Origin of the sequence: Paraburkholderia sp. GAS334, from assembly GCF_050436625.1 — a bacterium.
Classification (GTDB): domain Bacteria; phylum Pseudomonadota; class Gammaproteobacteria; order Burkholderiales; family Burkholderiaceae; genus Paraburkholderia.
Genome location: NZ_JBNDMO010000072.1, coordinates 1 through 7,763 on the forward strand (window position 1 = coordinate 1; position 7,763 = coordinate 7,763).

The following is a 7,763-nucleotide window of genomic DNA, read 5'->3' on the forward strand; positions in this document are numbered from 1 at the left end:
AATGGACGTACTACTACACGTCTGTCGCGGGTACGGTCGCTGACATTCCAATCGTCCCGGAGCTGGAATGCGCCAGCACGTAGTTCACCAGGGCCTTCAGCTTGGCAGGCTGCTGGCGTCTGCTCGGGTAGTACAGGTAGAACCCGGGGAAAGTCGGTGAGAAGCTGCTCAAGACGCGTTTCAACTTTCTGGCCCGGATGTGAGGAAGCGCGAGCTGCTCGAACGTGTACGCCAGTGCAATGCCATCCAGCGCAGCCTCAACCGAGAACAACGAGTCGCTGATCGTGAGGTTGCCGCTGATCTCGTATTCGACGATGCGGCCGTCGACCTCGAGCTCCCACTTGTGAATGGCCCCGCTGCCTGAAAACCTGAACCGCACGCAGTTGTGATGGATCAGATCGGAGGGGTGCCGCGGCACGGGATGCTGCTTGAAGTAGTCAGGCGATCCAACGATGGATACGGCGACCGGGCCACCGAGTGGCAGAGCGATCATATCCTTCTGGACACTCTCTCCCATTCGAACGCCGGCGTCGAACCCTCTTTCGACGATGTCCACGTAGCCCTCGTCATTCGTCAACTCGACCTGGACGTCCGGGTAGGCCTTCAGGAACCCGGCCAGCAGCGGCTGGAGGACCATCGCGGTCGAGATTCGCGCTGCGTTGATGCGCAGGACGCCCGATGGCCGGCCCTGAAGCTCATGAAGCTGCTCTCCGGCTTCCAGCACGTCGCTCAACGCCGGTCCAATCCGGGACAGGTATGCCTGTCCGGCTTCAGTGAGGCTGACGCTGCGCGTGTTCCGGTTGAGAAGCCTGACGCCGAGCCGGGCCTCCAGATGACGAATCGCCTGGCTGAGCGCGGAAGGCGAAACCTCGAGCGCTGCCGCGGCGGCAGAGAACCCGTGGTGCTCCGCGACCTTCCAGAATGCGAGCAGTCCATCAAGCTGATTGAGTCTCATACTTTGAAGAATATCTTCAAAGCGTGTTCAGTACCAGGGCGTTTTTCTTCTTGATCCATCGGCCTAGAGTGAAGGGCATTGAAAAGAACTGGGAGTCTGAGCCATGAGTAAAGTGTGGTTTATCACAGGTGCCGGCAGTGGTATCGGCGCTGGTACGGCCAGGGCCGCATTGAAGGCAGGTGATCGAGTCGTTGCCACAGGCAGGAACCTGGCCAAAGTGGGCAATGCCCTGCGCGACCTGGCCGGCGAGAACCTGGAGGTCCTCCCGCTGGACGTCTCCGACGAGGCCCAGGCGACGGCCGCGGTCGAACAGGCGCAAAAAAAGTTCGGTCGTATCGATGTAGTCGTGAACAGTGCCGGCTACAGCCTGCTGGGCAATTTCGAGGAACTGGGAACGCAGGCCATTCAACACCTGTTCGCGACGAACTTCTGGGGCGTGAACAACGTGATGCGGGCAGCGCTGCCGGTCATGCGCAAGCAACGCTCCGGAAACATTGTCAACGTCAGTTCCGTGGCGGGCGCTGTCGGTCTGATGCACTGCGGCGCCTACAGCGCGAGCAAGTTCGCCGTGGAGGGCCTTTCGCTCGCTGTGGCGGAGGAGGTCGGAAAGTTCGGCATCAAGATCACGGTGGTCGAGCCAGGATTCTTCCGCACGGATCTGCTGGACGCAGCTAACGCCAAATGGCCGGACAAGCGCATCGACGATTACGCAGCCGCCGAGGTCAGCGCCGAGGCGATGTGGTCTCCCTACGCCGGCAGGCAACCGGGCGACCCGGACAAGCTCGGCCAGGTCCTGGTAAAGCTTGTGGGCATGGATACTCCGCCCAGAGTGTTCGTGGCCGGAAGCGATGCACTGGCGGTGGTCGGGCCGGCTGTGGAGGCTCGATTAAAGGCAGTGCACGCCTTCGAGGCGCTTTCTAAGTCGACGGACGGCGGCTTCTGATCGCGAGGCGAGTCGCCCTTGCCACGACACACCTAACCTGCGAAGGACTGACCCCTCATGAGCACGCTCCATGTCAACGGTGGTGAGCACACGGTCGACGTCGCCCCGGACACCCCCATTCTCTGGGCCTTGCGCGACACGCTGGGCATGACCGGCACGAAGTTCGGCTGCGGCGCCGCGCTGTGCGGCGCCTGCACCGTGCATCTGGACGGGCAGGCCATCCGCTCCTGCATTACGCCGATCTCGGTGGCCCAAGGCAGGCAGATCACCACCATCGAAGCCACCACCGACGGCAGCGACAAAGTCGGCGCCATCGTGCACGCAGCCTGGGTCAAGCACGACGTAGCCCAGTGTGGCTACTGCCAAAGCGGCCAGATCATGAGCGCCACGGCGTTCCTGAAGTCGTTGCCCCGCGGCAAGCAGCCTACCGCCGTCGAGATCGACGCGGCCATGGCGGGCAACATTTGTCGCTGCGGCACCTATGCCCGCATCCGCGCCGCGGTGGCCGACGCCGCCAGGGCCCTAGCCTGAAGGAGCCACCATGTTGCCTGAATTCGACTACAGCGAAATGCCACGCGCCCTGCAGCGCCTGCTGACCGGGGGCCGGGCAGGGGAAGCCGCCACGCTGCCGCGCCGCAGCTTCCTGAAGCTGACGGGTGTCGGCGGACTGGCGCTCGGCGTGTTTCCTTACCTGGCCATAGGCCAAACCAACGGCAGCGGCCAGGCGGCCAGCGCCCTGAAGCCGACGCAACAGCCATCGGCTTTCGTGCAAATCGCTCCTGGTGGCGAGGTCACGGTGACCATCAACCGGCTGGAGTTCGGCCAGGGTGTGCAAACCGGCTTGCCGATGATCCTGGCAGAGGAGCTCGACGCGGACTGGAACCTGGTGCGCAGCCGGCAGGGCTCGAACGACGCCGCCTACGTCGACCCGCTCTTCGGCATTCACCTCACCGGCGGTTCCCAGTCGATCAAGAACAGCTTCACGCAATACCGCGAGCTCGGCGCGCGTGCCCGGGCGATGCTGCTGTCCGCGGCGGCAGCGCGATGGAACGTGGGCGTGGCCACGCTACGCACGCGGGCCGGGACCGTGCTGGGCCCCGGTGGTCAGAAGCTCAGCTACGGCGAACTGGCCGAGGCCGCCATGTCCCTGCCCGTGCCGGAGAAGGTCTTGCTGAAGAACCCCAAGGACTTCCGCATCATCGGCCGCCCCACCACGCGCCTCGATGCGCGGGCCAAGAGCAGTGGACGTGAGGACTTCGGCATCGATACACACCTGCCCGGTCAGCTCACCGCCGTGGTGGCGCATCCGCCCGTGTTCGGCGCGCGACTGACCACGGTGGACGACAGCGCCGCGCGCGCCATCAAGGGAGTGAAGGCCGTGCTGCGCGTACCGCTGGACCGCGGTGGCGAAGGGATGGCTGTGTTGGCCGACGGCTACTGGCCGGCGAAGCAGGGACGCGATGCGCTGAAGCTTCAGTGGGACACGGCCTCGGTTGAGAAGGTGAACAGCGAACAGTTGCTGGCCCAGTACCGCGAGCTGGCCGCTCGCCCCGGCCCACGCCAGTTCGACGCCGATATGGCACCGCTAGCCACTGCCCCGCACGAGCTGGAAGCCGAGTTCGTGTTCCCCTACCTGGCCCACGCACCGATGGAGCCGCTGAACTGCACTGTCCAGCTATCGGACGGGCGTGCCGATCTGTGGGTCGGCACCCAGTGTCCAGGTCTGGACGGTGTCGCGGCCTCGCGCGCGCTGGGTCTCAAGCCCGAGCAGGTGAAGATGCATGTGCAGATGGCAGGCGGCGGCTTTGGCCGGCGTTTCGTGGGCACGAGCGACTACGTGGTCGAGGCCTGCGAAGTCGCCAAGGCCGCTCGCGCCGCTGGCCTGAACGTGCCGGTGCGTACGCTCTGGAGCCGCGAGGACGACATCAAGGGCGGCTACTACCGCCCCATGCATCTGCACCGCGCACGCATCGGCTTCGACGTGCGCGGCAACGTGCTGGCCTGGGACCATGTCATTGTTGGCCAGTCGATTACCTCGGGCACGGTATTCGAAGAATTCCAGGTGAAGAACGGCATCGACGCCACGGCCACGGAGGGCATGCGTGGTCCTTACCCGTTGCCGATGCGCCTGACCGTGCACCACCCCACGCCCAACGTGCCAGTGCTGTGGTGGCGCAGCGTGGGTTCCACCCACACTGCCTTCGTGATGGAGACTTTGCTTGACGATATCGCACGCGCCACGAAGCAGGATCCGGTGGCTTACCGCATGCGCCTGTTCGGCGACAAGCACCAGCGCCACCGCGCTGCGCTGCAACTGGCGGTGGACAGGAGCGGCTATGGCAAGAACCAATTGCCGACCAGCCGTGCCTGGGGCGTGGCCGTGCATGAGTCCTTCGACTCGGTGGTCGCCTACGTGGTGGTGGCCTCGGTGCGAGAGTCGCGTCCCGTGTTGCATAGTGTCACAGCCGGGGTGCATTGCAACCTGGCCGTGAACCCGCGCAGTGTGGAAGCCCAGGTGCAGGGCGCGGCGGTCATGGGGCTGTCTATGTGTCTGCCTGGCGCCGCCATCACATTGAAGGAGGGTGAAGTGCAGCAGAGTAACTTCGGCGACTTCACCGTGGCCCGCATCACCGACATACCGGAGTTCGATGTCCACATCGTGCCCAGCGCCGATGCACCCACCGGCATGGGTGAACCCGGCCTGCCACCGCTGGCGCCGGCGTTTGCCAACGCCATCGCACGGCTGACTGGCAAGCCGCAGCGCCAGTTGCCGTTCAACCTGGCATGACCCGACACAGTCAGCGGCGGATATCCGCCCAGATGGAAGCATGATTCACGATATGTATCTGATGCGGGTTAAAACGCCTGTCGAGCCACTATCCCTGGCGAGCAGGCCTTTACCACCAAGGCAGAGGCGCGCTGCAATCTATGCAATTAATTTCTCGTATTTTAAGTCTTTAAAGATACTGATTTGCAAGCAAAGCTCGGACTGTGATCGAGCAACATGATTGCACCTGCAGCCGATTCACGGAGTTCCTTTTTTACGGAACAATCGGCACCAAAGGCCGGGCGCCCGCATCGCCAAATCGGAGAGACGATATGAAGGACCGCGTAAATGAATCAGTCAGTGCCCGCTACCGTTCGGTGTTTCGACCGGACCTGTTTGACGGAAAAGTTGTGATGGTAACCGGTGCCGGAAGTGGCCTTGGTCGCTGTACGGCGCACGAGCTTACCTCGCTGGGCGCGACGCTGATCATGGTCGGACGGAATCCGGACAAACTGACTGCGGTTCGTGACGAGCTTAATGTGGACTATCCGGAAAGTGCGGACCGAATCGGCTTATATTCTTGCGATATTCGCGATGAAGCCAGCGTGAAACAGACGGTTGCGTCGGCTCTCGCGGACTTCGGTCGCATCGATGGCCTGTTTAACTGTGCCGGCGGACAATTCCCGGCAAAGCTGGAAAGAATCTCACTGAATGGCTGGGACGCTGTAGTGCGTAACAACTTGCACGGGACATTCCTCATGTCGCGCGAGTGCTTTAGCCAATGGATGGCGGGTCACGGTGGTGCGATCGTGAATATGCTCGCGGATATTTGGGGGGGCATGCCCGGGATGGGGCATTCGGGCGCCGCACGGGCGGGTGTCTGGAACTTGACCGAGACAGCAGCCTGTGAATGGGGGCATGCCGGCGTTCGGGTGAACGCCGTGGCGCCGGGGTGGATCGCCTCCGCAGGCATGGACAGCTATAACGAAGAATACCAGGCATTGCTTCGCCAACTGAAGCATAAAGTGCCGCTTCAACGTTTTGGTACCGAATCTGAGCTCGCGAGCGCTGCGGTTTTCCTACTCTCGGAGGCATCGGCCTTCATTAACGGTACAGTGATCCGCGTGGACGGTGGGGTTCCCAACGCCCGACATTCCTGGGCGCTCGCCAACGCTGAGCGAATCACCGAATATAACGGGTTCCCTCGCTACGAACCGCCTAAAGGGCTCCAGGACTAGCACAGAGGTACTTTGATGGTTGGGGGCGGAGATGAAGCTAGAAGGACAGACGTACGAGAGTGTTACAGCGGACTTTGCCTGGAATATCCCTGCAAACTACAACATTGGCGTGGACACCTGCGACAAGTGGGCCGACGGTAGCGGGCGCGTGGCCCTCATTTATGAGGACCATGATGGGACGGCGACGAAGTATTCGTTCGATCAGCTGAAATCGCTGTCGGACCGTTTTGCAAATTCGCTTCTGCGTCATGGTGCGCGCCGTGGTGACAGGGTCGCGATTTTCCTTCCTCAGTCTGCTGAAACGGCGATAGCGCATCTGGCTGTGTACAAAGCGGGCATGATTGCGGTTCCACTCTTTGCCTTGTTCGGCGTCGATGCTATTGAGCACCGCTTGGGCGACAGCGGCACCGTCGCGCTAATTACCGATCTTTCAGGCATCGAGAAATTACGGGACATCCGACAGTCGCTGCCAGAACTGCAAGGCATTTATAGCGTCGACGGTGGGGAGACGGGAACTCAAGCAGGGATTTATTCGTTCTGGGGCGAGTTGCAAGCTGCGTCCAGTGATTTCACGCCCGTCGAAACGACGGCCGATGACCCCGCCGTCATTATTTATACGTCTGGAACTACCGGAAAATCTAAAGGGGCGCTTCATGCGCATCGGGTGCTGCTGGGACATCTTCCGGGCGTCGAGCTTTCACAGCAAGGATTTCCGACCGACGCAACCTTGATGTGGACCCCTGCTGATTGGGCCTGGATTGGGGGTCTCTTTGATGTCCTGCTCCCGGCGTGGCATCACGGCGTTCCGGTGCTCGCGAGGCGATTTGCGAAATTTGATGGGGAGGCGGCATTCGATCTGATGGAGCGTCACGGTGTATCGCATACGTTTCTTCCGCCGACAGCTTTGAAGATGATGCGTACTGTGGAGCGGCCGGAACGCTGGTCGTTGTCGCTTAAATCCGTTGCAAGTGGTGGTGAGACTTTAGGCGAGGAGCTGATCGAGTGGGGTAGGAACACACTGGGTGTGACAATCAACGAGTTCTACGGTCAGACCGAGTGCAACGTCGTTCTCTCATCTTGCGCTGCCCTCTACGAGCCACGCATTGGCGCAATCGGTCGGTGCGTGCCGGGGCATCGCGTTAAGATCGTTGATGATGCGGGACAGGAGCAGCCACCCGGGACGATCGGGAATATCGGCGTCGAGAGCCCTGACCCTGTCATGTTCCTGGGCTACTGGCAACATGAAGCCGCGACCCGCGAGAAGTATCGGGGCCGGTTTCTCGTCACGGGAGATCTGGCGACCTGCGATCAGGATGGTTTCTTTCGCTTCGTCGGCCGCGACGATGACGTTATAACGAGCGCAGGATACCGCATCGGACCCGGAGCAATTGAGGACTCTTTACTGCGCCACCCTGCTGTCTATATGGCTGCGGTTATTGGGGCGCCCGATAGTGCGCGCACGGAGATCGTGATGGCGTTTATCGTCCTCAACCCAGGGTTTGTCGGTGATGAAAATCTGGCGCGTGATATCCAGCAACATGTGAAAACCCGGCTTGCTGCTCACGAGTATCCTCGCGAAATTCGCTTCGTTGAAACCTTGCCAATGACCGCCACCGGCAAGGTAATGCGGAAGGAATTGCGTCTGCAAGTTGTCAGCGAAAATGGGACTTAGTCGTCCAGCGTACTCTCTGCTCCGAGCAGTCGAAACATCTATGTACAGAGGAAATCATCGAACCAAAAAGGGCGCCTACAAACGCTTTCCTCGCTCAGCGTTTTACTAGCGCTCAAAGATGTGATGGGAGACGTCATAGAGACTTGACCGCTCGCGTAGCTGTCGCGCGGTAGCTTGGGGAGCGGTCC

The 7,763-nt window shown here is 61.5% G+C and carries 6 protein-coding genes and 1 pseudogene; 6 read left to right on the forward strand and 1 reads right to left on the reverse strand.

Annotated features, from left to right (window positions below; all coding sequences use genetic code 11):
• Positions 1–13: 13 nt before the first annotated feature.
• Positions 14–955 (reverse strand): LysR family transcriptional regulator, encoded by a 942-nt coding sequence (locus P3T21_RS37960; RefSeq protein ID WP_429260982.1) that lies wholly within the window; start codon positions 953–955, stop codon positions 14–16.
• 103 nt (positions 956–1,058) lie between these two features.
• Between P3T21_RS37960 and P3T21_RS37965 the strand changes: the two genes are divergently transcribed.
• From P3T21_RS37965 to P3T21_RS37990, 6 genes and pseudogenes are all read left to right on the forward strand, one after another.
• On the forward strand, positions 1,059–1,898 hold the full coding sequence (locus P3T21_RS37965) for an SDR family oxidoreductase (protein WP_429260983.1): 840 nt from the start codon (positions 1,059–1,061) through the stop codon (positions 1,896–1,898).
• 57 nt (positions 1,899–1,955) lie between these two features.
• Positions 1,956–2,429 carry a (2Fe-2S)-binding protein gene (locus P3T21_RS37970; protein WP_429260984.1) on the forward strand — a complete coding sequence of 158 codons (474 nt, stop codon included), beginning with the start codon at positions 1,956–1,958 and terminating at the stop codon, positions 2,427–2,429.
• A gap of 10 nt (positions 2,430–2,439) precedes the next feature.
• Positions 2,440–4,686 (forward strand): molybdopterin cofactor-binding domain-containing protein, encoded by a 2,247-nt coding sequence (locus tag P3T21_RS37975; protein WP_429260985.1) that lies wholly within the window; start codon positions 2,440–2,442, stop codon positions 4,684–4,686.
• Positions 4,687–4,708: 22 nt separating this feature from the next.
• Positions 4,709–4,836: pseudogene (locus P3T21_RS37980) on the forward strand (ABC transporter substrate-binding protein); the annotation flags it as partial.
• 161 nt (positions 4,837–4,997) lie between these two features.
• The gene (locus P3T21_RS37985; RefSeq protein WP_429260986.1) at positions 4,998–5,903 is read left to right on the forward strand and encodes an SDR family oxidoreductase; all 906 of its coding nucleotides are present in this window, start codon (positions 4,998–5,000) and stop codon (positions 5,901–5,903) included.
• 31 nt (positions 5,904–5,934) lie between these two features.
• Positions 5,935–7,575, forward strand: coding sequence for an acyl-CoA synthetase (locus P3T21_RS37990; protein ID WP_429260987.1), 1,641 nt, complete (start codon positions 5,935–5,937; stop codon positions 7,573–7,575).
• Positions 7,576–7,763: the final 188 nt, after the last annotated feature.

What these genes read in the sequence shown, in the direction of transcription:
- P3T21_RS37960 (WP_429260982.1), bottom strand. Translation starts at nt 955, where the DNA reads ATGAGACTCAATCAGCTTGATGGACTGCTCGCATTCTGGAAGGTCGCG.
- P3T21_RS37965 (WP_429260983.1), top strand. Translation starts at nt 1,059, where the DNA reads ATGAGTAAAGTGTGGTTTATCACAGGTGCCGGCAGTGGTATCGGCGCT.
- P3T21_RS37970 (WP_429260984.1), top strand. Translation starts at nt 1,956, where the DNA reads ATGAGCACGCTCCATGTCAACGGTGGTGAGCACACGGTCGACGTCGCC.
- P3T21_RS37975 (WP_429260985.1), top strand. Translation starts at nt 2,440, where the DNA reads ATGTTGCCTGAATTCGACTACAGCGAAATGCCACGCGCCCTGCAGCGC.
- P3T21_RS37985 (WP_429260986.1), top strand. Translation starts at nt 4,998, where the DNA reads ATGAAGGACCGCGTAAATGAATCAGTCAGTGCCCGCTACCGTTCGGTG.
- P3T21_RS37990 (WP_429260987.1), top strand. Translation starts at nt 5,935, where the DNA reads ATGAAGCTAGAAGGACAGACGTACGAGAGTGTTACAGCGGACTTTGCC.